21 protein-coding genes are annotated in these 24,970 nt (G+C 68.7%); 9 read left to right on the forward strand and 12 right to left on the reverse strand.

What is annotated here, in order from left to right; translation table 11 throughout:
• Positions 1–410: 410 nt before the first annotated feature.
• The 7 genes from IFR14_RS14475 to IFR14_RS14505 all read right to left on the reverse strand — a co-directional run bounded on the left by IFR14_RS14475 (position 411) and on the right by IFR14_RS14505 (position 9,466).
• The gene (locus tag IFR14_RS14475) at positions 411–1,703 is read right to left on the reverse strand and encodes a thymidine phosphorylase (RefSeq protein ID WP_079707328.1); all 1,293 of its coding nucleotides are present in this window, start codon (positions 1,701–1,703) and stop codon (positions 411–413) included.
• Positions 1,700–2,119 carry a cytidine deaminase gene (locus IFR14_RS14480; RefSeq protein ID WP_191941486.1) on the reverse strand — a complete coding sequence of 140 codons (420 nt, stop codon included), beginning with the start codon at positions 2,117–2,119 and terminating at the stop codon, positions 1,700–1,702. Before IFR14_RS14480 ends, IFR14_RS14475 begins: the two co-directional genes overlap by 4 nt.
• Positions 2,120–2,121: 2 nt before the next feature.
• Complete coding sequence (locus tag IFR14_RS14485; protein WP_191941487.1) at positions 2,122–3,423, reverse strand: ABC transporter permease; 1,302 nt, start codon at positions 3,421–3,423, stop codon at positions 2,122–2,124.
• Positions 3,420–4,706 (reverse strand): ABC transporter permease, encoded by a 1,287-nt coding sequence (locus IFR14_RS14490; RefSeq protein ID WP_191941488.1) that lies wholly within the window; start codon positions 4,704–4,706, stop codon positions 3,420–3,422. The genes IFR14_RS14485 and IFR14_RS14490 overlap by 4 nt, the downstream gene beginning before the upstream one ends.
• Complete coding sequence (locus tag IFR14_RS14495; RefSeq protein WP_124769712.1) at positions 4,703–6,217, reverse strand: ABC transporter ATP-binding protein; 1,515 nt, start codon at positions 6,215–6,217, stop codon at positions 4,703–4,705. The genes IFR14_RS14490 and IFR14_RS14495 overlap by 4 nt, the downstream gene beginning before the upstream one ends.
• 140 nt (positions 6,218–6,357) lie before the next feature.
• Complete coding sequence (locus tag IFR14_RS14500) at positions 6,358–7,464, reverse strand: BMP family lipoprotein (protein ID WP_198425059.1); 1,107 nt, start codon at positions 7,462–7,464, stop codon at positions 6,358–6,360.
• Between the two features lie 295 nt (positions 7,465–7,759).
• Positions 7,760–9,466: an ABC-F family ATP-binding cassette domain-containing protein gene (locus IFR14_RS14505; protein WP_249407026.1), complete on the reverse strand. Its 1,707-nt coding sequence runs from the start codon at positions 9,464–9,466 to the stop codon at positions 7,760–7,762.
• Positions 9,467–9,729: 263 nt separating this feature from the next.
• On the opposite strand from IFR14_RS14505, the gene IFR14_RS14510 reads away from it, so the two are divergent.
• On the forward strand, positions 9,730–10,740 hold the full coding sequence (locus IFR14_RS14510) for a hypothetical protein (protein ID WP_191941489.1): 1,011 nt from the start codon (positions 9,730–9,732) through the stop codon (positions 10,738–10,740).
• Between the two features lie 40 nt (positions 10,741–10,780).
• On the opposite strand, the gene IFR14_RS14515 is transcribed toward IFR14_RS14510, so the two are convergent.
• Positions 10,781–11,269 (reverse strand): hypothetical protein, encoded by a 489-nt coding sequence (locus tag IFR14_RS14515; RefSeq protein WP_191941490.1) that lies wholly within the window; start codon positions 11,267–11,269, stop codon positions 10,781–10,783.
• A gap of 13 nt (positions 11,270–11,282) precedes the next feature.
• A complete protein-coding gene (locus IFR14_RS14520; protein WP_064294827.1) occupies positions 11,283–12,398 on the reverse strand; it encodes a mannose-1-phosphate guanylyltransferase in 1,116 nt (371 codons plus the stop codon).
• Positions 12,399–12,505: 107 nt separating this feature from the next.
• Between IFR14_RS14520 and corA the strand changes: the two genes are divergently transcribed.
• The 5 genes from corA to IFR14_RS14545 all read left to right on the forward strand — a co-directional run bounded on the left by corA (position 12,506) and on the right by IFR14_RS14545 (position 17,298).
• The gene (corA, locus tag IFR14_RS14525) at positions 12,506–13,630 is read left to right on the forward strand and encodes a magnesium/cobalt transporter CorA (protein WP_085512255.1); all 1,125 of its coding nucleotides are present in this window, start codon (positions 12,506–12,508) and stop codon (positions 13,628–13,630) included.
• Between the two features lie 194 nt (positions 13,631–13,824).
• On the forward strand, positions 13,825–14,253 hold the full coding sequence (gene sdhC / locus IFR14_RS14530; protein WP_255376691.1) for a succinate dehydrogenase, cytochrome b556 subunit: 429 nt from the start codon (positions 13,825–13,827) through the stop codon (positions 14,251–14,253).
• Positions 14,253–14,699 carry a succinate dehydrogenase hydrophobic membrane anchor subunit gene (locus tag IFR14_RS14535; protein WP_064294824.1) on the forward strand — a complete coding sequence of 149 codons (447 nt, stop codon included), beginning with the start codon at positions 14,253–14,255 and terminating at the stop codon, positions 14,697–14,699. Before sdhC ends, IFR14_RS14535 begins: the two co-directional genes overlap by 1 nt.
• Positions 14,700–14,725: 26 nt before the next feature.
• Positions 14,726–16,528, forward strand: a complete 1,803-nt coding sequence (gene sdhA / locus IFR14_RS14540; protein WP_086474106.1) for a succinate dehydrogenase flavoprotein subunit — start codon at positions 14,726–14,728, stop codon at positions 16,526–16,528.
• 2 nt (positions 16,529–16,530) lie between these two features.
• On the forward strand, positions 16,531–17,298 hold the full coding sequence (locus IFR14_RS14545; protein WP_064294822.1) for a succinate dehydrogenase iron-sulfur subunit: 768 nt from the start codon (positions 16,531–16,533) through the stop codon (positions 17,296–17,298).
• A gap of 84 nt (positions 17,299–17,382) precedes the next feature.
• Here the strand turns inward: IFR14_RS14545 and ptsP are convergent, their stop codons facing one another.
• Positions 17,383–19,041: a phosphoenolpyruvate--protein phosphotransferase gene (ptsP, locus tag IFR14_RS14550; protein ID WP_191941491.1), complete on the reverse strand. Its 1,659-nt coding sequence runs from the start codon at positions 19,039–19,041 to the stop codon at positions 17,383–17,385.
• A 57-nt stretch (positions 19,042–19,098) separates the two neighbouring features.
• Here ptsP and IFR14_RS14555 point away from each other — a divergent pair, with 57 nt between their 5' ends.
• From IFR14_RS14555 to trpS, 3 genes are all read left to right on the forward strand, one after another.
• Positions 19,099–20,406, forward strand: a complete 1,308-nt coding sequence (locus IFR14_RS14555) for a YhjD/YihY/BrkB family envelope integrity protein (protein ID WP_191941492.1) — start codon at positions 19,099–19,101, stop codon at positions 20,404–20,406.
• Positions 20,407–20,415: 9 nt separating this feature from the next.
• Positions 20,416–21,261: an exodeoxyribonuclease III gene (locus tag IFR14_RS14560; RefSeq protein WP_191941493.1), complete on the forward strand. Its 846-nt coding sequence runs from the start codon at positions 20,416–20,418 to the stop codon at positions 21,259–21,261.
• A 71-nt stretch (positions 21,262–21,332) separates the two neighbouring features.
• Entirely contained in the window at positions 21,333–22,337 is a 1,005-nt protein-coding gene (trpS, locus tag IFR14_RS14565) for a tryptophan--tRNA ligase (RefSeq protein WP_191941494.1), read from the forward strand.
• 123 nt (positions 22,338–22,460) lie between these two features.
• On the opposite strand, the gene glpK is transcribed toward trpS, so the two are convergent.
• Both glpK and IFR14_RS14575 read right to left on the reverse strand, forming a co-directional pair.
• Positions 22,461–23,975 (reverse strand): glycerol kinase GlpK, encoded by a 1,515-nt coding sequence (glpK, locus tag IFR14_RS14570; RefSeq protein ID WP_079707342.1) that lies wholly within the window; start codon positions 23,973–23,975, stop codon positions 22,461–22,463.
• A gap of 101 nt (positions 23,976–24,076) precedes the next feature.
• Positions 24,077–24,829, reverse strand: a complete 753-nt coding sequence (locus tag IFR14_RS14575) for an MIP/aquaporin family protein (RefSeq protein ID WP_079002885.1) — start codon at positions 24,827–24,829, stop codon at positions 24,077–24,079.
• Between the last annotated feature and the right edge of the window lie 141 nt (positions 24,830–24,970).

Genomic DNA, 24,970 nt, shown 5'->3' on the forward strand with positions numbered 1-24,970 from the left:
AGCCCCCAGACCGATGCAGCCGTGTGATGGCTGAAGACGGACCCGAGCGGCAGCTTGGGCAGGTACGCTCGCGCCAGCTGAACGGGATCCTCTGCATCGAACCCACTCGCGGCCAGCCGGACCCCGCGAAACGGGGCGGCCAGTTCAGGATTGCGGAGTTGCGCTCGAGTGACTCCGTGCTGCATCGCCGCCGCTGTCGAGAGCGCGCCGGCGGCAGTAGGCGGGAGCGGTTTCCGAAAGGCCATCCCCCGAGTTTCGACGCCGGTCCCGCCCCGCGCGTCACTCCGACCGACTGATGGGCACGCGCCAGCCGGCGGGGTCGCTGTGGAGCAGGGTCAGCGGGTATCCATTCGCCCCGTGTGGCGGTCCAAAGCAGAATTGGACAACCACACGGGGCGAACGGGCGGCCGTCAGGCCTCGATGCGGGCCCGGACGATGGGGCCGCGCGGCGGAGCCGTGTCCTCGATCGTGTAGGCGCCGTCGAGGGCCTCGAGCGCCCGCGGGAAGCGTGCCGCATCGTCGGCACTCAGCGTGAAGAGCGGCTGTCCGGCCCGGACCTCGTCGCCCGGCTTCGCGTGCAGGTCGATGCCCGCCGCGTGGATGACCGGGTCCTGCTGCCTGGCCCGACCGGCACCGAGGCGCCATGCCGCGATGCCGAACGGCAGTGCCTCCTGCGTCGCCAGCACGCCGTCGCGCGAAGCCGTGACGACGTGGGTCTCCTTGGCGACCGGCAGCGGTGCGTCCGGGTCGCCGTCCTGTGCGCGGATCATGCGCTTCCAGACGTCCATGGCCCGACCGTCCGCGAGGGCGCCCTCGACGTCAGCGTCCGGCTGCCCGGCGAGGGTCAGCATCTCCCGCGCGAGGGCGAGCGTCAGCTCGACGACGTCCGCCGGACCGCCACCCGCGAGGACCTCGACGGACTCGCGGACCTCGTTCGCGTTGCCGATCGCGAGGCCGAGCGGGACGTTCATGTCCGTCAACAGTGCTGTCGTCGCCACACCGGCGTCCGTCCCGAGCGCGACCATCGTGCGCGCCAGTTCCTCGGCACGCTCGTAGTCCTGCATGAAGGCGCCGGAGCCGAACTTGACGTCGAGGACGAGCGCACCAGTGCCTTCGGCGATCTTCTTCGACATGATGCTCGACGCGATGAGCGGGATCGCCTCGACCGTGCCCGTCGTGTCGCGCAGGGCATACAGACGCTTGTCGGCCGGGGCGAGACCGGAGCCGGCGGCGCAGATGACCGCGCCGACGTCCGCCAGCTGCGCCATCATCTCGTCGTTCGTCAACGCCGCACGCCAGCCGGGGATGCTCTCGAGCTTGTCGAGCGTCCCACCCGTGTGCCCGAGCCCGCGGCCAGACAGCTGCGGCACCGCGACGCCGAAGACGGCGACGAGCGGGGCGAGCGGCAGGGTGATCTTGTCGCCGACGCCGCCGGTCGAGTGCTTGTCAGAGGTCGGCTTGTCGAGCGACGCGAAACTCATCCGCTCGCCACTCGCGATCATCGCCATCGTGAGGTCGCGGATCTCGCGCCGCTCCATGCCGTTCAGCAGGATCGCCATCGCCAGCGCCGACATCTGCTCGTCGGCGACGTAGCCGCGGGTGAAGGCGTCGATCAGCCAGTCGATCTGCGGCGTCGACAGCTCTCCGCGGTCGCGCTTCGTGCGGATGAGGTCGACGACGTCGAATGCTTCTACGGAACTCATGCGTGGTACTCCTCGAGTTGACGTGGTCCGAAGGCGTCCGGCAGGACCTCGTCGATGGTGCGGATGCCGGAGACGGTGTCGAGCAGCATGCCCGCCGTCGAGTGCTCGTACAGCAGCTGTCGGCATCGGCCGCACGGCATGAGGCGTTCGCCCTTGCCGTCGACGCAGGCGAACGCCACGAGGCGTCCTCCGCCCGACATATGGAGGGCGGAGACGAGCGCGCACTCCGCGCACAGTGTCAGGCCGTAGCTGGCGTTCTCGACGTTGCAGCCGGAGATGATCCGGCCGTCGTCGACGAGGGCAGCCGCGCCGACCGGGAACCGGCTGTAGGGCACGTAGGCGTGACCCATCGCCTCCCGGGCCGCGGTGTGCAGCGCCTCCCAGTCGACGTGTGGCGTGGTCGTCGTGTCGCTCACGGTCAGCCCTTCACGTAGGGCTTGCCGGCGGCTGCCGGTCCGCGGGAGATGCCGACGAGTCCGGCGACTGCGAAGATCGTCACCACGTACGGCAGCATGAGCATGAACGCGCTCGGCACCGGGGAGCCGATGGCACTCAACGCGAACTGCAGGTTCTGCGTGAAGCCGAACAGCAGCGCGGCGAGCGTCGCCTTGAGCGGGTCCCAGCGTCCGAAGATGACCGCTGCGAGCGCGATGTAGCCGGCACCCGCCGTCATCTCCTTGTTGAACGCACCGACCGAGCCGAGGGTGAAGTACGCCCCACCGAGGCCGACGATCGCGCCCGCGAGCGCGACGTTCCAGAACCGCGTCCGGTTCACGTTGATGCCGACGGTGTCGGCCGCCTGCGGGTGCTCACCCACGGCGCGGAGGCGGAGGCCCCAGCGCGTGTAGAACAGGCAGAAGAAGACCACGGCCACGGCGATGTACATCAGGTAGATGATGATCGTCTGGCGGAACAGCACAGGCCCGATGAGCGGGATCTCGCTGAGGATCGGGATGTTGATCCGGGGGAACTTCGGCGGGCTGTTGAAGAGCGCCTCGTTCTTCGTGAGCACCTGCGAGTACAGGAAGCTCGTGAGTCCGACGACGAGGACGTTGAGCACCACACCGACGATGACCTGGTCGACGAGGTACTTGATCGAGAACGCCGCGAGCAGGAAGCTCACGAGCGTGCCGGCGATCATCGCCGCGACGAGCCCGAGGAAGGCGTTCCCCGTCACCGAGGCGACGAAGGCGGACGAGAACGCGCCGGCGAGCAGCTGGCCCTCGATCGCGATGTTCACGACGCCGACCCGCTCGGAGATGACGCCGCCGAGCGCACCGAAGATGAGCGGGACGCTCAGGGCGACCGTGCCGAGCAGGAGCCCGGTGATCGGGATCGCCTTGCCCGCGGCGGCCCACGACAGGAACCCGACCATGAACAGCACACCGAACACTGTGATGAGCCAGAGCGGGACCTTCTTGCCCGTCGTGACGAGGTACGCGCTCAGTGCCGCGATGGCGGCCAGGAGGATCGTGACGACGATGCCGGTGACCGTGGACGGGAGCACGACCGTCGGCAGCTGGATGACGTCGCCGTCGCTGGAGAGCCGGAACGTGCTGTTGCCGTCGCGGTGCCAGATGACGAACAACAGGAACGCGATGACGGTGAAGATCCCGAACGCGATCGGGGCCTTCCAGCTCCGGACGACGACCGTCTCGAGGACGATCGGGGCGTCGGGAGCCGGCTGCGGCGTCTGCTTGTCGAGCGTGAATCCACTCATGCGGACACCTCCTTCTTGGCGGAGCGACGCGTTCGGCGCGTCGAACCGTCGGGCTTCGGCAGGAAGAAGATCGCCCGCACGAGCGGCGGAGCCGCGATGAACAGCACGATGAGTGCCTGGAGGACGAGCACGATGTCGATCGGCACGTTGACGCCCTGGGTGGCCTGCATGGAGTACCCACCGGCCTTGAGCGCACCGAACAGGATGCCGGCGATGAGGATGCCGCCCGGCCGGCTGCGTCCGAGGAGCGCGACGGTGATGGCGTCGAAGCCGATGCCGGCGTCGATGCCGTTGTCGAACCCGGAGGTCACCGTTCCGAGCACCTGCGAGACGCCGGCGAGACCGATCAGTCCACCGGAGAGCAGCATGGCGTACACGTAGGTGTTCTTCACGTCGATACCCGCGACGCGCGCTGCGTTCGGGTTCTCACCGACCGCGCGGAAGCGGAAGCCGATCGACGAACGACTGAACAACCACCACACGAACACGACCGCGAGGATCGCGATGAGGAAACCGGCGTGCAGGTTGTAGCGGTCACCGAGGAGCTTGGGCAGGACGGCGTTCTCCGCCATCGCCGCGCTCTTCGGCACGTTCGACCCGGGAGCCTGCAACAGCCCCTGCGTGGAGAGCATGAAGGTGATGAGGTAGAACGCGACGTAGTTGAGCATGATCGTGATGATCACCTCGTGCGCGCCGGTGCGGGCCTTCAGGATGCCGACGATGCCGCCCCAGAACGCGCCACCGATGATGCCGGCGGCGATCGCGACGAGCAGGTGCACCACGGGCGGGAGGTCGAGCGTGAAGCCGACCCATCCGGCGCAGGCGGCGGCGATGAGCATCTGACCGCGTCCACCGATGTTGAACATGCCGACCCGGAACGCCAGGCCGACACCGAGTCCGGCGAGGATCAGCGGGGTCGCGAAGGTCAGCGTCTCCGTCAACGGGCGGATGCCGTTCAGGAAGTCGGGGCGCTTGAAGTTGTAGATCGACCCCTGGAAGAGCGCGCCGTACGCACCGGTCGCCGACTGCCAGACCGCCGCGATCGTGTCGCCCGGGCGCGCGAAGAAGTACCCGGCGGCGGTGTGGACCTTCGGATCGGTCAGCGCGATGAGGATCGCACCGACGACCATCGCCAGGACGACGGCGAGGATCGAGATGACGATGCTCGAGTTGAGGATCTCGGCGAGCACCTTGTTCGAGCGCGGCTGGGTCGTGTCGGGCTTCGCCTCACCCGGTGCCACCGGCTGGACCGTTCCGGGCGGGGTGTGGGACGTCTCGCTCATGCTGCTGCTCCTGCCGGGAGTTCTCCGGCCATCATGAGGCCGAGGACCTCTCTGGGGGTCGATGCCGGGACGATCCCGACGATGCCGCCGCGGTACATGACGGCGATGCGGTCGGCGAGCGCGACGACCTCGTCGAGCTCGGTCGACACGACGATGACGGGGATGCCGGCGTCGCGCGTGGCGACGATGCGCTTGTGCACGAACTCGATCGAGCCGACGTCGATCCCGCGGGTCGGCTGTGCGGCGACGAACAGCCGCAGCTCACGGCTGAGCTCACGGGCGAGGACGACCTTCTGCTGGTTGCCGCCCGACAGGGAGCCTGCCGGCGACTCGATGCCCTGCGACCGGACGTCGAACTCCTGCGACTTCTCGCGTGCGAACTCGTCGCGGAATCCGCGCTGGACGTTGCCGCCCTTCACGAAGGGTGCACCCGTCGATCGGTCCAGCATGAGGTTCTCGGCGATGGTGAACTGTTTGACGAGCCCGTCCTCGGATCGGTCCTCCGGCACGAACCCGACGCCGGCGTCGAGCACCTTGCGCGGGGTGGACCCGACGAGTTCGACACCGTCGAGCTTGATGCTGCCCTTGGTGTGCGGCTGCAGCCCGAGGATCGCCTCGGTGAGCTCGGTCTGCCCGTTCCCCTGGACGCCGGCGATGGCGAGCACCTCGCCCTCGCGCACCTCGAAGCTGACGCCGTTGACGACGAGCTGGCCGAGGTGGTCGACGACGGACAGGTCGTGCACGGTGAAGGTGGTGTCGCCGAGGTTCGGCGCCTCCTTGTGGACCGTGAGTTCGACGGGACGCCCGACCATGAGGGACGCCAGCTCGGCGTTCGTCGCGGTGGGCGAGGCCTCGCCGACGACCTTGCCGAGCCGGATGACGGTGATGCGGTCGGCGACTTCGCGGACCTCGCGCAGCTTGTGGGTGATGAAGACGATGGACGTGCCCTCGTCCTTCAACTGCTTCATGATCGCCATGAGCTCGTCCGTCTCCTGCGGGGTGAGCACGGCGGTGGGCTCGTCGAAGACGAGGACGTTGGCGTTGCGGGAGAGCGCCTTGACGATCTCGACGCGCTGCTGCACTCCGACCGGGAGGTCGCCGACGATGGCGTCCGGGTCGAGGCTGAAGCCGAACCGCTCGGAGATGTCGATGACGAGCTTGCGGGCCGCTGCGACGTCGAGGCGGCCACCGCCCTTGGTCTGCTCGTGGCCGAGCATGACGTTCTCGGCGACGGTGAAGACGGGGATGAGCATGAAGTGCTGGTGCACCATGCCGATGCCGGCGCCCATGGCGTCGCCGGGGCCCTGGAAGTGTTGGACGACGTCGTCCAGGAGGATCTCGCCCTCGTCGGCCTGATAGAGGCCGTACAGGACGTTCATGAGGGTGGATTTGCCTGCACCGTTCTCGCCGAGGAGACAGTGGATCTCCCCCGGTTCGACGGTGAGGTCGATGTGGTCGTTGGCGGTGAGTGCACCGAACCGTTTGGTGATGCCGCGGAGCTCGAGCTTCATGGGTCCCAATCTAGTCACGTGTCGAAGGTCGGCACAGGCGGTCGGGATCGCCGTCCGACCGTGCCGCGAACAAAGCGGGGGGAGGCCGCAGATCGCGGCCTCCCCCCGGAGTCCCGGGCGAGGGCCCGGGTGAAGAGGGACTACTTGACGGGCGAGGAGACCGAGGTCGCCTTGATGGAACCGTCGATGATGCCCTTCTTGATGGTCTCGAGCTCGTCGGCCAGGGTCGGGGAGACCTTGGACTCGAAGTCGTGGAACGGCGCGAGGCCGACGCCCTCGTTTTCGAGGGTGCCGATGTACGCGGCGGCGTCGAACTTGCCGCCGCCGGCCTCGGTCACGGTGTCGGCGACGCCGGCCTTCATGCCCTTGAGGATGGAGGTGAGGAACAGGCCCTTGTTCTCGGCGTTCGTCTCGTACAGGTCGGCGTCGACACCGATCATGGCGATGTCCTTACCGGTCTCCTGGATCTCGGCGATCGCGCTCAGGAAGATCGGGCCACCGACCGGAAGGAGCACGTCGGCGTTCTGGTCGATGAGCGTGCGGGCGAGCTGCTTGGCGGTGTCGTTCGCCTCGAAGCCACCGGTGAAGGAACCGGTCTGAGCGGCGACGTCCCAACCGACGACCTGGACGCTCTTGCCCTTCTGCTCGTTGTAGTACGCGACGCCCTCGGCGAAGCCGTCCATGAAGATCTGGACGGACGGGAAGGGCTGGCCACCGAAGGTACCGACGACGCCGGTCTTCGAGTAGTCGGCCGCCGCGTAGCCCGCGAGGAACGCGGCCTGGACGGTGTCGAACAGGATCGGCTTGATGTTCGGGGCGTCGACCTTGCCGTCGAAGTCGTTGTCGGCCGCGTCGTCGATGATCGCGTAGTCGACGTCCGGGTTCGCGAGTGCTGCGTCGACCGTGTCGGCGGAGAGGGCGAAGCCGACGCTGACGATGAGCGAGCAGCCCTGGTCGGCCAGGCTCTGCAGGTTCGGCTTGTAGTCGTCGGCCTTGTCGGACTGGACGGTGATGGGCTCGACGCCGAGCTCCTTCGCCGCCTCGGTCAGACCCTCGTAGCCGAGCTGGTTGAACGACTTGTCGGTGAACCCACCGGCGTCGGAGACCATGCACGGGAGGAAGTCGGATGCGGCACCGGTCGAGCCGCCGTCGCCGGTGCTGGGAGCCGATGCGCAGCCGGCGAGCAGTGCCATGAGACCGACGCCGGCGATTGCGCCCGCAGCGGCCTTCCGAGTTGAGATTGCCAAGGTAGCCTCCAAGATGCAGCCCCGCGGGTCACGGGGCGTATGGGGTTACGTTACCCAATGCGACGACTGCCGAACGGACGATCCCGGCTTCGCGACCGAAGCGTTACAGAACGGTGGCACCGGCGTCATGCGCCGGAAACACGGCAATGCGCAGACGCGCATCGGGGCTGGTCGTCGCTGCGCAGGTGAGCAGGCCGAGCCGCCCGTCTGCCCGGCTTGCGCTCCGGGTGCCTGTGGTTCCCGCCTGGGCACCGAGCGCTGCTCGGTGCCCAGGCCGAACCGACCGGGGTCCCGGTCAGCGGCGGTCCAGCGTCAGGGTGTCGCCGGCCCAGCGCCGACGGAGCCACCGGTCGTGGCTCGCGATGACGACCGCCCCCGGGTAGTCGCCGAGGGCGTCCTCGAGCTCCGTCGCAAGCGCGAGCGACAGGTGGTTCGTCGGCTCGTCCAGGAGGAACAGGTGCGGAGGCCTCGCGATGATCAGCGCCAGGGCCAGACGGCGCTGCTGCCCGACGGAGAGCTGGCCGATCGGACGGTCGAGGTCGCGAAGTGCCAGGAGCCCGAGACCCGCGAGCGGGGTGCGCGCTGCACGCGCCTCGCCGAGCGTCCGGTCGTAGACCTCCCGAGGTGATCGCTCCGTGTCCGGGAACGCGACGTCCTGCTCGAGGAGCCCCACGCGGAGCCCCTTCCGCCGGAGGAGCGTCCCCGCATCGAGGCGCAGCGACCCGGCGAGGACCGCCAGGAGCGTCGACTTCCCCGAACCGTTCGCCCCGGTGACCAGCACCCGCGACCGGGGTTCCAGCTGCAGGCGTTCGAGGTGCAGCCGGCCATCGACGCGGGCGTCGGCGAGGTCGAGCAGCTGCTCCCCCTCGTCGAGGACCGTCGAGCCGCTCGGGATCCCAGCGAACGAGAGTTGGCGAGGCGGGCGCCGCACCTGCTCGCGCTCGAGGACCTCGAGTCGGAGCTGCGCGTTCCGCACCCGCCGACTGATCTGCTGCTCGACGCGGTCGCCGCGCATGCCGAACGCCATCCGGTTGTTGTCGCGGATGCCCCGATCGTGGTTGATCCGCGGGGCCACGTCGTGCACCGCGGACGCGAGCCGTCGCAGCTCGGCCTGCTCCTCCTCGTAACGCGTCGACCACCGGTCGAGTTCCGCTGCCTTCCAGCCGAGGTACTCACTGAACGGCCCGCCGAACTCCACGACGGGTGATGCCTCGCCGACGGGGACCGGGCGGGACGGATCGATGTCGACGAGCCCCGTCGCCACCTCGTCGAGGAAGGCGCGGTCGTGGCTCGCGAAGAGCACCGGACCCGGCCACTCCGACAGGTGGCCGCGGAGGAAGGCGACCGCCTCGTCGTCCAGATGGTTGGTCGGCTCGTCGAGCAGCAGCGCGGTCGGTCTGGCGACGAGGAGCGCGGCGAGGGCGAAGCGGGATCGCTGTCCCCCGCTCACCCCACCGAGTCGTCGCGACCGTTCGATCGCGGCGATGCCGAGGCCGTCGACGACCGCGTCCAACCGGGCGTCCGCCGTCCAGACGTCGGCGCGTTCCGCCGCATCGAGCGCGGCGGCGTACCGCTGCTCGGCGGAACCATCACCGGCGGAACCCGTCTCACCGAGTGCCGCCGCCGACGTCTCGAGCTCCTGCTCGACGGCCCGAACCTCGCCGAGCGCCTGCTCCAGCAGCTCGCCGACCGTCGTGTCGTCCGGAAGTTCGAGTTCCTGCATGAGGATGCCGGTGCGAACCGGGCGGACGGCCTCGCCGTCGTCCGGCTCGTCGATCCCGGCGAGGATGCGCAGCAGCGTGGACTTCCCCGCGCCGTTCTCGCCGATCAGGCCGAGACGGTCCCCGGCCGACACGACGAGGTCGAAGTCGCGCAACACGACGCGGTCGCCGTAGGAGCGGGTGACGCCGTCCGCGCGGAGCTGCTGGATGTCGATGGATCGCCCGAAGGTCGATGCGGCGCGACGGTGGACTGGTGTTGCGTGGGTCATGGGTGCTCGCATGGAGGCCCCTTTCGAGATGGGGCACGCCGCGTACGGTCGTCGTCCGACACGTCAGGAGCGAGCGCTGGGCTCGAACTCCTGGGCGGACCTGGAAGCGTCTGGCGTACCTCGATGGATTCCCGCCGGGCGCATCACGTTCGTGATGGTCTGCCGCAGGCGCGGGACGTCGATTCGCTCAGTTCTTCACAGTGATCTCAGGCTATCCGTCGGTTGTCGACCGCCGCAAGCCCTTCGCGTCACCGGTCCCGATTAGGCTGGTCGTCATGCGTGCTCCGTCGGTCCCCTCGCCCGCGCGGCGTCGCCGTACGCATCGATCGGCCGCGGCCGCGCTGCTCACCGCGCTCGGCATCGGTGCGCTCGTCGCGCTCGGCGCACTGCCGACCACGCCGACGACCGCGGCCGCTGCGAGCTCGCAGTTGAGCCGGACGCAGACGACGCCGACGCCCACCCCGAGTCCCTCGCCGACCACGCCCTCGACGGCGACCCCGAAACCGACGAAGCCGACGACGCCGGCTCCCAGCAAGCCTGCCCAGCCGACACCGCCCACGGTCCGCGGTACGGACTTCGACCCGGGCGAGATCATCAGCGACGAGAACTTCTACGACGCGAACGCCATGAGCGAGGCGGACGTCCAGGCGTTCTTCGCCTCCCAGCCCTGTACCCCGAAGGACGGCGTGCCGTGCCTGGCGGACTTCCGTGCCAGCACCGAGTCCGTCCCGGCTGCCGAGCCCGGACACTGCGAGGCCTACCGCGGCGCCGTGAACGAGTCGGCGGCGAGGATCGTCGCGAAGGTCGCGCACGCGTGCGGGATCAACCCCAAGGTGCTGCTCGTCCTCATGCAGAAGGAGCAGTCGCTCATCACCGGCCCGAGCGAGTACGGCTACGCGCGCGCCATGGGTTGGGGCTGCCCCGACACCGGCCCGAACTTCAGCGCGAGCTGCGACGCGGACTACTTCGGGTTCCAGAACCAGGTCTACCGTTCCGCATGGCAGTTCCGGCAGTACACGCTGTACCCGCTCAACGTGCCGGGTGAGTCCTACCAGCGGGCGTACCACCTGGGATCGGTCTACATCCAGTACAGCCCCGATGCGGCCTGCGGCGGCACCCAGGTCGACATCCGCAACCAGGCGACGGCCAACCTCTACCTCTACACGCCGTACCAACCGAACGCTGCAGCCCTCGCGAACGTCTCGGGCACTGGCGACGCCTGCAGCGCCTACGGCAACCGCAACTTCTGGCGGCTCTACACGGAGTGGTTCGGCCCCGCGGTCTGATCGCCCGGTTCGTTCGCCCGAAGACGGGCGAACGAACGGGTCACTCGCCGATGAGGAGTGACACCCGGTCGTCGAGGTATGCGTCGAGCGGGGTGAGCCCGAGGTCGTGCCCGGCCCAGCGGAGCATGACCGTATCGTCGACGAGTCGCAGCGGACCCGACCCCTCCCGGAGTGACCCCTCGTCCAGCGCGAGCTCGACGACCTCGAAGTTCACGACGTCGCCCTCGGCGAACGGACCGCGATGGGCCGCCTGCTGCGCGATCCGACGGTGCTCGACCTCCGAGGAGCGGTGGTTGAACCACTTCGGCTCCACGGCCCGGGTGGACTCGGCGGCGGTGAAGAGGCGACCGTCGGCCGAGAGCAGGACGACCCCGAGGCGCCACGCCCGGCCGATCGGCCGCAGCGCGGGTGCCCGCTTCACGAGCGGGAGCCCGCGGGGTGTGTACACCTCTGCCAGGGCCTCGTCACGCACACCTGCGGCTTGGAGACGCGCGCCCGCCTGCAGGAGCAGCTCGCGCAGCGCGGTCACCGTCGGTCGCCGATCAGAGGACGTCGTCGCGACCGGACAGTTTGAGGGCGTCCACGACGCTCTTCACCCGCTGCGCGTTGGCGCTCGTGGTGACGAGCAGGGCGTCCGGGGTGTCGACGACGACGATGTCCTGCACGCCGATGAGGCTGATGACCCGACCGGTCTGGCTGACGACGATGCCGCTGGAGGCGTCCGACAACACCCGCGCGTTCTCGCCGAGGATGGCGAGGTCGGACTTGCGCCCACCGGAGTTGAGCTTGGCGAGCGAGGCGAAGTCCCCCACGTCGTCCCAGTCGAAGTGCGCCGGCACGACGGCCATGCGACCGGCAGCCGCGGCGGGCTCCGCCACGGAGTAGTCGATCGCGATCTTCTCGAGCGCCGGCCAGACGCGGTCGACGACCGGTCCGCGGGCCGCCGCGTCGTCCCAGACCTCGGCGAGTTCGAGGAGGCCCGCCAGGAGTTCGGGCTTCTGCCGACCGATCTCCTCGAGGAGGACGTCGGCCCGCGAGATGAACATCCCGGCGTTCCAGAGGTGCTCGCCGCTCGAGACGTACCGCTTGGCCGTGGCGAGGTCGGGCTTCTCGACGAAGGAGTCGACCAGCATGACCCCTTCGGCCCCGCGGATGCCGAGGTCGCGGGCGCTCTTGATGTAGCCGAAGCCGATGGCGGGCTCCGTGGGCTGGATGCCGATCGTGACGATGTAGCGCTCCTCGGCAGCCGTGACAGCCTGGGCGACGGCGGCGCGGAACAGGCGGTCGCCGCGGATCACGTGGTCGGCGGCGAACGAGCCGACGATGACGTCGGGTTCGCGACGGACGAGGATCGCTGCGGCGAGCCCGATCGCGGCGGTCGAGTCGCGCGGCTCGCTCTCGAGCACCACGTTGGCGTCGGCGAGGTCGGGCAGCTGCTGTTCGACGGCCGCGCGGTGCGCACGCCCGGTGACGACCATGATGCGCTGGTCGCCGGCGATCGGCGCGAGGCGGTCCCAGGTGGCGCGCAACAGCGTGCTGCCGGAGCCGGTGAGGTCGTGCAGGAACTTGGGCGCGTCGGCCCGCGAGAGCGGCCAGAGACGACTGCCGATGCCGCCGGCCGGGATCACCGCGTAGAAGCGTTCGAGGGGCGTGGTCATCCCCCGAGCGTACCGCCAGGCTCCAGCCTGAGGACGACGGCACGGAACCGTCATGTGACGGGATTACGATGAGCGCCAGATCGAGCATGAGAAAGAACGGTACGAGCATGGCTGGACGCAACGTCCTCGGGATCCCGATCCCGTCCTTCGGCAGCAAGCAGGCTCCGCCGGCCCCCGTCGGCCCGCCTGACGCCGCGGACCTCGACGGGCGCAACAGCATCGTCAACGCCTGCATCTACCGCCACGGTTCCCGTAGCTCGACGCTCACCTCGCTCGAGGACACCTTCCGCGCGCTCCACGAGACCCCGGACGGCGTCGCGTGGATCGGGCTCTACCGGCCCGACGCCGGCGAGCTCGGCGTCCTGGCGGCGGAGTTCGGTCTCCACCCGCTCGCCGTCGAAGACGCCATCACCGCGCACCAGCGACCGAAGATCGAGCGGTACGACGACGTCCTGTTCGTCGTCCTCCGGGCCGCCAACTACGTCGACGAGACCGAGACCGTCGAGTTCGGCGAGCTGCACGTCTTCGTCGGCCCGAACTTCGTCATCACCCTGCGGCACGCCGAGTCCCCCGACCTGTCGCACGTGCGGGCGCGGATGGAGCAGGAGCACGAACTCCTCGCCTATGGTCCGCAGGCGATCCTGTACGCCATCATCGACGCCGTCGTCGACGGCTACGGTCCGGTCGTCGCCGGGCTCTCGAACGACATCGACGAGATCGAAGAGCAGGTCTTCGTCGGCGAATCCCAGGTGTCCCGCCGCATCTACCAGCTCTCCCGCGAGGTCATCGCCTTCGAACGGGCGACGCACCCGCTCAGCGACGTGATGCTGTCGCTCGAGCAGGGCAGCGCGAAGTACGGGGTCGCCGACGAACTGCAACGCGGCCTCCGCGACGTCGCCGACCACCTCACGAGCGTCAACCAACGGATCGACGCCTACCGCGAGCTGTTGCGCGACATCCTGACCGTGAACAGCACCCTCGTCGGGCAACGCCAGAACGAGGAGATGGCGAAGATGACCGAGGCGAGCCTCAAGCAGGGCGACGAGGTGAAGAAGATCTCCTCCTGGGCCGCCATCCTGTTCGGCCCGAGTCTCATCGCGGGGATCTACGGCATGAACTTCACCCACATGCCGGAGTTGTCGTGGTGGTTCGGCTACCCGATGGCGCTCGCGCTCATGGCCACCACGAGCGTCATCCTCTACAAGGTGTTCAAGCGACGGAACTGGTTGTGAACACCCGGTGTCGCCCGGTCGTCGCGCAGGTGTCCGGCCTCTCTCGACGTCGAGACAGTTAGGCCAGCCTTAGCGGCGGGACCGCGCATCCCACGCCTACACTTGGTCCAGCGCGCCGATTCGACGCACGGCAGGCAACAACCCCCGCACGGCAGAACGATCTGCCGCAGATAGCGACTATCAGGGAGGACCTCGTGACCGCGAGTCTCACGCGAACGTCACCGTTGGAATCCACGACATCCAAACGCCCGGCCGGCACCCTGTACCGGGGCCGTGAGGGCATGTGGTCGTGGGTGCTCCACCGGATCACCGGCGTCGCCATCTTCTTCTTCCTCCTCGTGCACGTCCTCGACACCGCGCTGGTGCGGGTCTCCCCCGAGGCGTACAACGCGGTCATCGGCACGTACAAGAACCCCATCATGGGGCTCGGTGAGGTCGCGCTCGTCGCCGCCATCGCCTACCACGCGTACAACGGCATCCGCATCATCCTCATCGATTTCTGGTCGAAGGGCACCAAGTACCAGCGGCCCATGTTCTGGATCGTCATCGGTCTCTGGGTCGTGACGATGCTCGGCTTCACGCCGCGCCACCTGATCAACGTGTTCAGCGAGATGGGCCACTGATGACGACGATCGCCGCTCCCCGCACCCCCGCTCGTCCCGCGCGCCGCAAGGGCGTCAACTGGGAGAAGTGGGGCTGGATCTACATGCGCGTCTCCGGCGTGATCCTGCTGGTCCTCATCTTCGGCCACCTGTTCGTCAACCTCATGGTCGGCGACGGCATCAAGGCCATCGACTTCGCCTTCGTCGGCGGCAAGCTGTCGAACCCCTTCTGGCAGTGGTGGGACGTCGCCATGCTGTGGCTCGCACTGATCCACGGCGGCAACGGCATGCGCACCATCGTCAACGACTACGCCACGGGTCGCACGATCCGCGGTGTCCTCAAGGTCGCGATCCTCGCCGCCGTCACCATCCTCATCATCCTCGGGACCCTGGTCGTCTTCACCTTCGACCCGTGCCCCGCCGGCGCACCTGCAGACCTGCTCGCGTCGTTCTGCCCCGCCAACTGAGCAACCGAGACCGAGCAACGGAAACCGTGACTACAGAAACCACCGAGTCCACCGTCATCGACGGCATCCATTACCACCAGTTCGACATCGTGATCGTCGGTGCCGGCGGTGCCGGCATGCGCGCCGCGATCGAGGCCGGCCCCGGAGCGAAGACGGCCGTCATCTCCAAGCTCTACCCGACGCGGTCCCACACGGGAGCGGCGCAGGGAGGCATGGCCGCTGCGCTCGCGAACGTCGAGGAGGACAGCTGGGAGTGGCACACCTTCGACACCATCAAGGGCGGCGACTACCTCGTCGACCAGGATGCTGCGGAGATCCTCGCGAAGGAGGCCATCGACGCGGTCATCGACCTCGAGAACATGGGTCTGCCGTTCAACCGCACCCCCGAGGGCAAGATCGACCAGCGTCGCTTCGGCGGCCACACCCGCGACCACGGCAAGGCGCCGGTCCGCCGCGCCTGCTACGCGGCCGACCGCACTGGCCACATGATCCTGCAGACGCTGTTCCAGAACTGCGTCCGCCTCGGCATCAACTTCTTCAACGAGTACTACGCACTCGACCTGATCATGACGAACGTCGACGGCGTCGACAAGCCGTCCGGTGTGGTCGCGTACGAGCTCTCCACCGGCGAGATCCACGTCTTCCAGGCGAAGGCGGTCATCTTCGCCACCGGTGGCTTCGGCAAGATCTACAAGACGACCTCGAACGCACACACCCTCACGGGCGACGGCGTCGGGATCATCTGGCGCAAGGGTCTCCCGCTCGAGGACATGGAGTTCTTCCAGTTCCACCCCACCGGCCTCGCCGGTCTCGGCATCCTCCTCACCGAGGGAGCCCGAGGCGAGGGTGCGATCCTCCGGAACGCGAGCGGTGAACGCTTCATGGAGCGGTACGCCCCGACCATCAAGGACCTCGCCCCGCGAGACATCGTCGCGCGCTGCATGGTCCAGGAGGTCGCGGAAGGCCGCGGTGCCGGACCGAACAAGGACTACGTCTACCTCGACTGCACCCACCTCGGTGCCGAGGTCCTCGAGACCAAGCTGCCCGACATCACCGAGTTCGCGCGCACCTACCTCGGCGTCGACCCGGTGACGGAGCCCGTCCCGGTCATGCCGACGGCGCACTACGCCATGGGCGGCATCCCGACGAACGTCAAGGCCGAGGTCCTGAGCGACAACAACACCGTCGTCCCCGGCCTGTACGCGGCCGGCGAGTGCGCGTGCGTGTCCGTCCACGGCTCGAACCGACTCGGCACGAACTCGCTCCTCGACATCAACGTGTTCGGCAAGCGCGCCGGCAACAACGCCGTCGAGTACGTCCAGGGCGTCGACTTCACGCCGCTGCCCGAGAACCCCGCCGGCTTCGTCTCCGGCCTCATCGAGCAGATGCGGAACTCCAACGGCACCGAGCGGATCTCCACGATCCGCAAGGAGCTGCAGGAGGAGATGGACCGCAACGCCCAGGTGTTCCGGACCGACGAGTCCCTCGCCGGTGTCACCGCCACCATCCACAACCTGCGCGAGCGGTACCAGAACATCGCCGTCCAGGACAAGGGCAAGCGCTTCAACACCGACCTCCTCGAGGCGATCGAGCTGGGCTTCCTGCTCGACCTCGCCGAGGTCGTCGTCTACTCCGCTCGCAACCGTCAGGAGAGCCGTGGTGGTCACATGCGCGACGACTACCCGAAGCGCGACGACGAGAACTACATGAAGCACACGATGGCGTACCTGTCCGGCGACCCGCACTCGTCCGACGCGGCCGATCACATCCGGCTCGACTGGAAGCCCGTGGTCATCACGCGGTACCAGCCGATGGAGAGGAAGTACTAGCGATGAGCACTGCAACGCTCGAGAACCCGCCGGCCGCGGCCCCGGAGGAGATCCAGTCCTTCACGGTCACTCTGATCATCCGCCGGTTCGACCCGGACGTGGACGCCGAGCCGCGCTGGGAGGACTTCGACGTCGAGATGTTCCCGACGGACCGCATCCTGGACGCGCTCCACAAGATCAAGTGGGAGCAGGACGGGACCCTCACGTTCCGTCGCTCCTGCGCGCACGGCATCTGCGGCTCCGACGCCATGCGGATCAACGGCCGGAACCGCCTCGCCTGCAAGACGCTGATCAAGGACCTCGACATCTCGAAGCCGATCTACGTCGAGGCGATCAAGGGTCTGCCGCTCGAGAAGGACCTCGTCGTCGACATGGACCCGTTCTTCGCGTCGTTCCGCGAGGTGCAGCCGTTCCTCATGCCGGGCAAGCCCGCGGAGAAGAACAAGGAGCGCGTGCAGTCGGTCGCCGAGCGCGCCCGCTTCGACGACACCACGAAGTGCATCCTGTGCGCCGCGTGCACCTCGTCGTGCCCCGTCTTCTGGACCGACGGTCAGTACTTCGGCCCGGCGGCGATCGTGAACGCGCACCGCTTCATCTTCGACTCCCGCGACGACGCCTCGCAGGTCCGCCTGGACATCCTCAACGACCAGGAGGGCGTGTGGCGCTGCCGCACCACCTTCAACTGCACCGAGGCGTGCCCCCGCGGCATCCAGGTCACGCAGGCGATCGCCGAGGTCAAGCAGGCCATGATCTCCGGCAAGGTCTCCTAGCCCACACCCGGTTCGTCCGTCCGGCCCAGCGCACTGCGCTGGGCCGGACGTGTTCGTGCGGGACGACCCGTGCGTCGTGCGACGTCAGGCCAGCGCGGCAGCTCTGGCTTCAGCTGGTGACGCCGCGCTCAGGGCGTCCATGGCCATGGCGCGGGCCGCCTCGAGCGTGTAGCGGCGCAGCTCGCTCCGGACGTCGCCGAGCGCGGCCGGGGTGACCGAGAGACTCGTCGCCCCGAGGCCGACGAGCACGACCGCGAGGGCCGGGTCCGCTGCAGCCTCCCCGCAGACGCCGATCGAGCGCCCTGAGGCGAGACCGGCGTCGCCGACGAGCTTGACGAGCCGCAGCACGGCCGGGTGCCACGGGTCCTGATACGAGCCGAGCGGCCCGAGGAGACGGTCCGCCGCGAGCGTGTACTGCGTCAGATCGTTGGTCCCGATGCTCACGAAATCCGCGACCCCGAGGATCTGCGCGGCGAGCAGCGCACTCGACGGCACCTCGATCATCGTCCCGACCGTCCGCAGGCCGAGCCGCTTGGCGAGGGTCACGAACGCCGCGGCCTCGGGCAGGTCGGCGATCATCGGGGCCATCACCCAGAGGTCCGCCTCGTGGGCATCCTGTGCGAGCGCGAGCGCCGTGAGCTGGTCTCGGAGCACCTCGTCACGAGCGCGGAGCGCCCGGATACCCCGCACCCCGAGCGCCGGGTTGGGCTCGGCCTCGTCCGGTCGGAGGAAGGCGAGCGGCTTGTCGGCTCCGGCGTCGAACACCCGGACGACGATCCGCTTGCCCGGGAACGCCGCGAGCAACTCGCCGTAGCGGTCAGCCTGTTCGGCGACGCCCGGTGCTTCCGCGCGGTCGAGGAAGAGCAGCTCGGTGCGGAACAACCCGACCCCCTCAGCGCCGAGGGCGAGGGCACCGGCCGCGCCGGCGACGGACCCGAGGTTCGCGAGCAGGGGCACCGGGGTGCCGTCGGCGAGTTCGCCCGGTGAGCGCGGTGAGACCCGCACGCGCTCGGCCGCGGTGGACCTGGCCGACCGCACCTCGCGCTTCGTCGGCGACCCGGTGACGACCCCGGCTCCGGCGTCGACGAGCACGATCTCACCGTCCTCGAACTGCTCGGCTCCGGCGACACCCACGACGGCGATGAGGGACTGCTCGCGCGCGAGGATGGCCGTGTGCGAGGTCGCCGAGCCGCCACTCGTGACGAGCGCCAGCACCCGCTCGAGATCGAGGAGCGCGGCGTCTGCCGGCGCGAGGTCCGCGGCGACGAGGACGAACGGCTCGTCCGACTCGGGTGGGCCGGGGACAGGTCGGCCGAGCAACCGCGCGATGACCCGTTGCGAGACGTCGCCGACGTCGGTCGCACGCGCCGCCATCGGCTCCCCCAGGTTGAAGAGGACCTGCTGGACCGTCGCCAGGGCCTCGAACACCGCGCGCTCCGCGGAACGCCCGCCCGCGATGCGCGTCGCGACATCCGCCGCGAGGGCCGGATCGTCAGCCATGACCGCCTGCGCTTCGAGCACGTCCTGCGCATGGCCGCCGGCTCGGTGTGCCCGCTCCTCGAGGTCGGCCCGCGTCGCACTCAGTGCAGCGACGGCCCTGGCTTGTTCGAGCGCGACGTCCCCGCCGAACGGGTCGGCACTCGGCTCGGGCAGCGGCTCCGGCATGCGGAGCACGGGACCGGCGACGACGCCACGTCCGACGCCGGTGCCGGTGAACGTGCGTTGCCCCTCCGCCTCGCGCATGGTTCGACCCTAGTGCACCGCCTCTCCCCCGGTCCGGCCCGCTTGTAGGCTGGTGCGGTGACCAATCCGCGTGCGCCGAGGAAGGAATCCGCCGACGCACCGGACGTCAACACCACCCCCAGGGTGCGGCTGCAGCAGACACCACCGCCACTCGTGTTCCAGTGGATCCAGAACAGCGAGAACCCGTTCATCCGACGACTCGCGCCCCGCGCGGCGAGGGCGGAGCGCGCCACGACCTGGGTCATGCGGCTGAAGCCCTACCGCGTCATCCATCGGTATCTCGCCATGGACGGCAACCTCCTGGCCGCCGGGATCAGCTTCCAGGCCGTCTTCGCCGTGTTCGCCGCGGTCTACGTCGGATTCGCCATCACCGGCATCTGGCTCGGCAACAACGCCGAGGTCTTCCAAGCGCTGGTGGAGATCATCAACCGCGCCGTCCCCGGCCTCATCGGCACCGACGGCGAAGGCATCATCGCCGAGGAGCAGTTGTCGAGCGCCTCCCTGCTCGGGTGGACCGGGGTCATCGCCGCCGTCGGTCTCATCTGGACGGCGATCGGTTGGTTGTACTACACCCGGCAGGCGGTCAGGTCGATCTTCGCGCTCCCGAAGGTCGCCGCGAGCTTCTTCCTGCTGAAGGTCGTCGACTTCGTCCTGGCGCTCGCCTTCGGCGTCCTCCTCCTCGTCTCCGCGACGCTGTCGGTCGCCAGCACCCAGGCACTCAGCTGGCTGCTGTCGCTCGTCGGCTTGGAGGGCACCTTCTGGGTGACCGTCGGCAGCCGGATCGTCGGTCTGGTCGTCGCGGTCGTCGTGAACCTCGTCACCCTCGGCGCCATGTACCGCGTGCTCAGCCGGATCCGGATCCCGTGGCGCAACCTCTTCGGCGGCGCGCTCCTCGGCAGCCTGGTGCTCTCGCTCCTGAGCGTCGCGAGCAGTGCGGTGATCGCCGGGGCCTCCCGGAACCCGTTGCTCGCGACCTTCGCGGTGTTCATCGGTCTCATGCTGTGGTTCAACCTCGTGAGCCGCGTCATCCTCGCCTCCGCCGCGTGGATCGCCGTGGGGCTCGACGACCAGGGCATCAGTGTGCGCACGACGACGCCGGAGGAGCAGGCGGCCGAAGAGCTGGCGGCCAGGAGACTGATCGCCGAGGCGGAACTGCGGGAGGCTCGCGAATCCCTCCGGCGCGCCAAGGGCCCGGCGGTCTGGTTCGCCCGCCGGCGCGTCCGGCACGCCGAGGAGGCCTCGGCCGAGCTCATCCGAGAGCACGGCGAAGCCCCCGAGTCGCCAGCGGCGGACGCGTCGGACCCTCCCCATCGCCGACGCCCGGGCGGACGCCGGGGCCAGGGCGCTGTCGGCCCCCGCGACTAAGCTGGAGGCATGTCTGCACCCCTCCGCATCGCCAGTGTCAACGTCAACGGAGTCCGCGCGGCCTTCCGCAAGGGGATGGGCGACTGGCTCGAAGACCGCGGGGTCGACATCCTCGCCCTGCAGGAGGTCCGCGCCGCGACGAGCGACCTCGAGACGCTCTTCGGACCGGAGTGGAACATCCTGCACGATGCCGCGACCGCGAAGGGGCGTGCCGGCGTCGCGATCGTCAGCCGTCGCTCGGCGGGCATCCACCGCGTCGCCCTCGGAGCGGACGACTTCGACAGCGCGGGTCGGTGGATCGAGGCCGACTTCGACATCGACGGCACCCTCGTCACGGTCGTGAGCACCTACGTGCACTCCGGCGAGGTCGACACCCCCAAGCAGGTCGAGAAGTTCCGCTTCCTCGAGGCGATGCTCGAGCGGCTGCCCGCACTGCGCGAGCACAACCCGCTGTCCCTCGTCGTCGGCGACCTCAACGTCGGCCACACCGAGCTCGACATCAAGAACTGGAAGGGCAACGTCAAGCGTGCCGGCTTCCTGCCTGCCGAGCGGTCCTACTTCGACCGCTACCTCGGCCCGGCGGGCAAGACCGTGACGGGCGTCGACGGCGTGACCGGCACCGGCCTCGGCTGGGTCGACATCGGACGCCAGTCCGCCGGTCAGGTCCCCGGTCCCTACACCTGGTGGTCCCAGCGCGGCCAGGCCTTCGACACCGACACCGGATGGCGCATCGACTACCAGCTCGCCACCCCCGAGCTCGCGGCGCTCGCGTCCGGTTACACGATCGACCGAGCCGCGGCATACGACCAGCGATGGTCCGATCACGCCCCCGTCGTCGTCGACTACGCCGTCTGACCCTCCGGCATCACGCCACCCCACCACTCCGTGCCCCGGCTCCGGCCGCTCATCCCTCTGCGAGAACCCACATGACCAAGCCACGCCTGTACTCCGGCATGCAGCCTTCCGCCGACTCGCTCCACCTCGGCAACTACATCGGTGCCCTCCTGCAGTGGAAGCAGATGCAGCAGGAGCACGACGCCTTCTTCAGCATCGTCGACCTGCATGCGATCACGGTGCCGCAGGACCCCGCCGAGCTCCGCGAGAAGACCCGTCGCACGGCCGCTCAGTACATCGCCGCAGGCATCGACCCCTCGGCGTCGACCCTGTACGTCCAGTCGCACGTCCCGGCGCACGCGCAGCTCGCCTGGGTGCTCAACACGATCACCGGCATGGGTGAGGCCGCGCGCATGACGCAGTTCAAGGACAAGTCGGCCAAGCACGGGCGCGACGCCTCGTCGGTCGGGCTCTTCGCCTACCCGATCCTCATGGCTGCCGACATCCTGCTCTACCAGACCGACATCGTGCCGGTCGGCGACGACCAGCGCCAGCACATCGAGCTCACGCGCGACCTCGCCGAGCGGTTCAACGCCCGCTTCGGCGACACCTTCGTCGTCCCGAAGGCGCAGATCCAGAAGGACTCCGCGCGCATCTACGACCTCCAGAACCCGACGTCGAAGATGTCCAAGTCCGCCGAGACCCCGGCAGGGATCATCTGGTTGCTCGACGAGCCGAAGGTGACGCAGAAGAAGATCATGCGTGCCGTGACCGACAACGACGGCGTCATCGCCTTCGACGCACAGAAGAAGCCCGGTGTCTCGAACCTGCTGAGCATCTACTCCGCGATCACCGGCTCTCCCATCGAGGCCGTCGTCGGCGAGTTCGAAGGTCGTGGCTACGGCGACCTCAAGAAGGGCCTCGCCGAGGTCGTCGTGGGCGAACTCGAGCCGGTCCGTGCCCGGGCGCTCGAACTCCTCGACGACCCTGCCGAGCTCGACCGCCTGCTCGCGGTCAACGCCGCGCGCGCGACCGAGGTCGCCGAGCAGACCCTCGCCGAGGTCTACGACCGCGTCGGACTCCTCCGCCCCGTCTGATCCCGCCGTCCGTTCGCCCATCTTCGGGCGAACGAGGGCTCCGTCGCCCGAAGATGGGCGAACGGACCACGATAGAACGGCCCGCCCTCCGCGAGGAGGACGGGCCGTTCCGGTCGGTCGTGACTACTGCACGTCGTCGTCGACCCAGTCGAAGGTCTTCGTGACGGCCTTCTTCCAGTTGCGGTAGAGGCGGTCGCGCTCTGCGGAGTCCATGTTGGGCTCCCAGCGCTTGTCCTCCTGCCAGTTCTTCGCGAGGTCGTCGAGGTCGGACCAGAAGCCGACGGCGAGACCGGCCGCGTAGGCCGCGCCGAGCGCCGTGGTCTCCGCGACGACCGGTCGGATGACCGGGACGCCGAGGATGTCGGCCTGGAACTGCATGAGCGTGTCGTTGGCGGTCATGCCGCCGTCGACCTTGAGCTCCGTCAGCGGGACACCAGAGTCGGCGTTGACGGCGTCGATGACCTCGGCCGTCTGGAACGCGGTCGACTCGAGGGCGGCCCGGGCGATGTGGCCCTTGTTGACGTAGCGGGTGAGCCCGACGAGCGCACCGCGGGCGTCCGGACGCCAGTACGGCGCGAACAGCCCGGAGAACGCCGGCACGAAGTACGCGCCACCGTTGTCCTCGACGGTCTTGGCGAGCGCCTCGACCTCGGGAGCGGAGGAGAACATGCCGAGGTTGTCGCGCAGCCACTGGACGAGCGAACCGGTCACGGCGATCGAACCCTCGAGCGCGTAGTGCGGCTTCGCGTCGCCGAGCTTGTAGCCGAGCGTCGTCAGCAGACCGTTCTCGGAGTGGACGATCTCCTCACCGGTGTTGAAGATGATGAAGTTACCGGTGCCGTAGGTGTTCTTGGCCTCGCCCTGCTGGAATGCGGCCTGACCGAAGGTCGCCGCCTGCTGGTCGCCGAGGATGCCGGCGATCGGCGTCTCGCGGAGGAGGCTGTCGTCGGACGCGTGGCCGTAGATCTCGGAGGAGCTTTTGATCTCCGGGAGCATCGACTTCGGGACGCCGAACGCCTTGAGGATCTCGTCGTCCCACTGCAGGGTCTCGAGGTCCATGAAGAGCGTGCGCGAGGCGTTGGTGACGTCGGTGACGTGCACGCCGCCGTTGACACCACCGGTGAGGTTCCAGATGACCCAGCTGTCGGTCGTGCCGAAGAGGAGGTCGCCCGCCTCGGCCTTCTCGCGAGCACCCTCGACGTTCTCGAGGATCCAGACGATCTTCGTGCCGGAGAAGTAGGTCGCCAGCGGCAGGCCGACGGTCTTCTTGAAGCGCTCGACGCCACCGTCCGCAGCGAGGCGGTTCACGATGTCCTGCGTGCGCGTGTCCTGCCAGACGATCGCGTTGTAGACGGGCTGACCGGTGGTCTTGTCCCAGACGACGGCGGTCTCGCGCTGGTTCGTGATGCCGATGGCCGCGATGGCGTGCCGGGTGATGTTGGCCTTGCTGAGCGCCTGGCCGATGACCTCGCGGGTGTTGTTCCAGATCTGGTTCGGGTTGTGCTCGACCCAGCCGGCCTTCGGGAAGATCTGCTCGTGCTCGAGCTGGCCCGTCGAGACGATCGATCCGCTCTTGTCGAAGACGATGGCCCGGGAACTCGTCGTCCCCTGGTCGATTGCGATGACGTAGTCCGCCATTGGATACTCCTTCGTTGCGTGCGTTGCGAAGTGAGGCACCGGAACCGGTACCCCGGGGTGCCGCGGCGGTGATCGTGTCCGGTCACCGCCGCAGCGTCAGGTCAGACGGCCGGGAGCAGCACCATCGAGGCGAGGGCCGCGAGGACACCACCGAGCAGGGGGCCGACGACCGGCACCCAGGCGTAGGACCAGTCGCTCTTGCCCTTGCCCTTGATGGGGAGGAGGGCGTGGGCGATGCGCGGACCGAGGTCACGTGCCGGGTTGATCGCGTAGCCGGTCGGGCCACCGAGGGAGGCACCGATACCGACGACGAGCAGGGCGACGGGAAGGGCGCCAAGGGCTGCGAGTCCTCCGGGCACGCCCTCGATGACCACCGCGTCGGGGCCGGTCTTGCCGAAGGACATCACGACGAAGACGAGGACGAAGGTCGCGATGACCTCGGTCACGAGGTTCCAGCCGTAGCTGCGGATCTCCGGACCGGTCGAGAAGACGCCGAGCTTCTTGCCCGGGTCCTCCTCCTGGTCGAAGTGCTGCTTGAAGGCGAAGTACGTCAGCACGGCACCGATGAAGGCACCGACCATCTGCGCCGCCCAGTAGACGAGCGCCGTACCGAAGTCGATCGACCCCGTGGTGAGGAAGCCGATCGTGACGGCGGGGTTCAGGTGTCCGCCGGAGGCGTAGGACACCGTGACACCGGCGAAGACCGCGAGGCCCCAACCGAAGTTGATGAGCAGCCAGCCGCCACCGAGGCCCTTGGATTTCGTGAGGATCGCCGTGGCGACCACACCGGTACCGAGGAGGACGAGCATCGCCGTCCCCACGGTCTCGGAGAGGAAGATGGTTCCGAGGTTCATGTCTTCATTGACCTTTCATAGGTGTGGCCGTGTGGGGGCCGACGCCGAAGCGCGAGCCCCCGCTGGGCGAGGTTGCACTGACCAGTTGCTTGTAAGGTAGCCAGCTCCTGTTGCACAGGACAAGGGCCTTGCCTGCACATT

Source organism: Plantibacter sp. CFBP 8775, assembly GCF_014839505.1.
Lineage (GTDB): Bacteria > Actinomycetota > Actinomycetes > Actinomycetales > Microbacteriaceae > Plantibacter > Plantibacter auratus.

Excerpts from the sequence above, each read along its gene's own strand:
- IFR14_RS14475 (WP_079707328.1), bottom strand. The coding sequence starts at position 1,703 with ATGAGTTCCGTAGAAGCATTCGACGTCGTCGACCTCATCCGCACGAAG.
- IFR14_RS14485 (WP_191941487.1), bottom strand. The coding sequence starts at position 3,423 with ATGAGTGGATTCACGCTCGACAAGCAGACGCCGCAGCCGGCTCCCGAC.
- IFR14_RS14490 (WP_191941488.1), bottom strand. The coding sequence starts at position 4,706 with ATGAGCGAGACGTCCCACACCCCGCCCGGAACGGTCCAGCCGGTGGCA.
- IFR14_RS14495 (WP_124769712.1), bottom strand. The coding sequence starts at position 6,217 with ATGAAGCTCGAGCTCCGCGGCATCACCAAACGGTTCGGTGCACTCACC.
- IFR14_RS14505 (WP_249407026.1), bottom strand. The coding sequence starts at position 9,466 with ATGCGAGCACCCATGACCCACGCAACACCAGTCCACCGTCGCGCCGCA.
- IFR14_RS14510 (WP_191941489.1), top strand. The coding sequence starts at position 9,730 with ATGCGTGCTCCGTCGGTCCCCTCGCCCGCGCGGCGTCGCCGTACGCAT.
- IFR14_RS14520 (WP_064294827.1), bottom strand. The coding sequence starts at position 12,398 with ATGACCACGCCCCTCGAACGCTTCTACGCGGTGATCCCGGCCGGCGGC.
- corA (WP_085512255.1), top strand. The coding sequence starts at position 12,506 with ATGGCTGGACGCAACGTCCTCGGGATCCCGATCCCGTCCTTCGGCAGC.
- IFR14_RS14535 (WP_064294824.1), top strand. The coding sequence starts at position 14,253 with ATGACGACGATCGCCGCTCCCCGCACCCCCGCTCGTCCCGCGCGCCGC.
- IFR14_RS14545 (WP_064294822.1), top strand. The coding sequence starts at position 16,531 with ATGAGCACTGCAACGCTCGAGAACCCGCCGGCCGCGGCCCCGGAGGAG.
- ptsP (WP_191941491.1), bottom strand. The coding sequence starts at position 19,041 with ATGCGCGAGGCGGAGGGGCAACGCACGTTCACCGGCACCGGCGTCGGA.
- IFR14_RS14560 (WP_191941493.1), top strand. The coding sequence starts at position 20,416 with ATGTCTGCACCCCTCCGCATCGCCAGTGTCAACGTCAACGGAGTCCGC.
- trpS (WP_191941494.1), top strand. The coding sequence starts at position 21,333 with ATGACCAAGCCACGCCTGTACTCCGGCATGCAGCCTTCCGCCGACTCG.
- glpK (WP_079707342.1), bottom strand. The coding sequence starts at position 23,975 with ATGGCGGACTACGTCATCGCAATCGACCAGGGGACGACGAGTTCCCGG.
- IFR14_RS14575 (WP_079002885.1), bottom strand. The coding sequence starts at position 24,829 with ATGAACCTCGGAACCATCTTCCTCTCCGAGACCGTGGGGACGGCGATG.